This window comes from Bradyrhizobium yuanmingense, assembly GCF_900094575.1.
GTDB lineage: Bacteria > Pseudomonadota > Alphaproteobacteria > Rhizobiales > Xanthobacteraceae > Bradyrhizobium > Bradyrhizobium yuanmingense.
Map to the genome: position 1 here is coordinate 1 of NZ_FMAE01000083.1, position 2089 is coordinate 2089.

General features: G+C 59.6%; 3 protein-coding genes and 1 pseudogene. 1 reads left to right on the plus strand and 3 read right to left on the minus strand.

The genetic code is table 11. The annotated features are described in order from the left end of the window. A partial coding sequence (locus GA0061099_RS39040) for an AAA family ATPase (RefSeq protein ID WP_145793762.1) occupies positions 1–548 on the plus strand: 548 nt, incomplete at its 5' end. Between the two features lie 90 nt (positions 549–638). Here the strand turns inward: GA0061099_RS39040 and GA0061099_RS42655 are convergent. The 3 genes and pseudogenes from GA0061099_RS42655 to GA0061099_RS39055 all read right to left on the minus strand — a co-directional run. Beyond that, positions 639–853: pseudogene (locus GA0061099_RS42655) on the minus strand (IS66 family transposase); the annotation flags it as partial. 52 nt (positions 854–905) lie between these two features. Further along, complete coding sequence (tnpB, locus tag GA0061099_RS39050) at positions 906–1067, minus strand: IS66 family insertion sequence element accessory protein TnpB (protein ID WP_157786117.1); 162 nt, start codon at positions 1065–1067, stop codon at positions 906–908. A 389-nt stretch (positions 1068–1456) separates the two neighbouring features. Further along, on the minus strand, positions 1457–1741 hold the full coding sequence (locus GA0061099_RS39055; RefSeq protein WP_074448697.1) for a DUF3892 domain-containing protein: 285 nt from the start codon (positions 1739–1741) through the stop codon (positions 1457–1459). Positions 1742–2089: the final 348 nt, after the last annotated feature.

Sequence of the window (2089 nt, forward strand, 5' to 3'; positions counted from 1 at the left end):
CGTACAGCACGGCCATCGCAATCGCAACGGGCGGGAAGGTTCTCGGCGTCGACTGCGAGCAAGGCGACGTGCTTCAATATTCGCTTGAAGACAACTTCCGCAGAGCCAAGTCTCGAATTAACACGCCGCTTCCGCCCAAGCTCGGCGTGCCGCGTCCGAGTCTTGACCGGCTGACGATTCGCACAGCCGCGCCCTCAATGGACCGTGGGTCTATGAAGGAGCTTACGGAGTGGCACAGCCGCGCTGAGAATCCTCGCCTCCTGATTATCGACACGCACGCCAAAATCAAAGAGCAGCGCAAGGGCAACCAAGATCCATATTTGTCGGACGACTCGGCGATAGTGCCGCTTCAAAAGTTTTCTGGCGAGCACGGTCTGACGACTATCCTCGTCACGCACCTCAGAAAAATGGAGGGTTCGTCTGGCGATCCTATCGAGCAGGTGTCTGGCACCACTGGAATTACAGGTGCGGCGGACATGATCGTCGTGCTCGACCGCGACGAGAAGGGAGCGAGGCTATATGGTCGCGGGCGCGACGCGGAGGAGTAGTACGAGGTCGCCATGGAGTTCGACGGTGGTCTTTGGACCGTGCTTGGCGACGCCGACGAGGTGAAACAATCAGAGCAGCGTATTGTTCGTTTCACTGCCGGCGTCATCCTCATCGGCGGCCTGCTCGACTTCATTGAAGAGACGATCGACGTGCTTTTCGCTGCGTGGCGCAAAACGATGCAGGCGTGCCAGCGCCAGTTCTTCCTCGAGTTTGGCGCCGCGGTCGCGAGTTGATGGTTCTCCGCCTGCAGCGCAGCAATGCGCGCCAACAGCACCTCAACACTCGGATGGCCGGTTCGATTCATTGGAATCTTGAATCTGAACCGTACCGACGCGTCAACCGCTCAACTCGAGAGCTCAGCCGGCAGCCTGATATTGCCGTACCGGATGGCGGACCATCGCATCGATATCGATGCCGTCAAGGATCCAGTGCAATTGCTCAGTCGTCAGCGTGACGACCGCCTCCTGGCGGCGCGGCCACCGGAACTTGTCCTCGGTCAGCCGCTTCAGGACCAGCACTGAGGCCGTCTTCGCTTGGCTGCAAGATTGGCCGGAGCAGATTGAGCGGACAGTAATTGTCGACACGAAGCTATTGCCCGAGCAGTCGTGTGCTTGACGCTCGCAGCCATCATAGGCTCGTCCGTATTGTTCTCGACGGCAAGCGGCTCACACGGGCCGCTTTTCGTTTTATGGATGGCCGCGCAGTCTCGTCAGCTTTTGGTCAGCCAGCGCGGATACGGAGCCCCGGAGTTAGCGGGACGTGGCAGGGACAGCGCGATGGCACCAGAACGGTCAGCGCCAAGTCACGTGCCGCTAGCTTCTATGGTAGTGCGGGCGGGGCAGGGACAGCGACCTGTCATGCCCCAAGCCAACAGGCGCCGAGTCTCGCCCGCACTGCCTGCGATCCCTCACGGACACTCAGGGAGCGAGAGGAGATTGTCCGGTTGAATTCCGTCCACTGTTGTCTTGATGTACTTGTGTCGGCCGTCGGTCGCGACGATGACCTCGACAGTGATGCCTGATTCTTCGACGTAGTACTCCCACTCGCGGCTTTCGATATCTCGGATAGTCTTCGCGACGGATAGCCTCCATCGCGTTCGGTCTGAATTCAGCCCGCCGACAAATTTGATTCTCTCATGTGCGTTTCGCCTGTCAGACTTGTTTATGCAACGAATGCGCACGCGTTTTGCCATGCGGGGTGTCTCCCGTCTCTGCAAGCTGTCGGACCAGCTTAGAGATTGCCTGACGACGTGGGGCCGACCGGTTCTGGTAGTTGTGCTAGGGCTTTTCCTGATGAATGTATCGTACCGTCGGCTTCTTCCGCTGCTGTGAGGCTGGCTGTGTCGAAGTTGGCGGTGCGTTGCAGGGACAGCGCTCTGCCTCCAACGCTCGGGCGCCGAGTCACGTTGCCGCTAACTTCGACTGCGGATGATCCAAGCAGGCGGTGATCACCAGGGGCGAGGACCCTCGGGAGCGGAAGTCAACGCACCCGCTGCCACTGGCTGATTTTGTCCGGTATGCCCAGGTTTGATGGGTCTCCG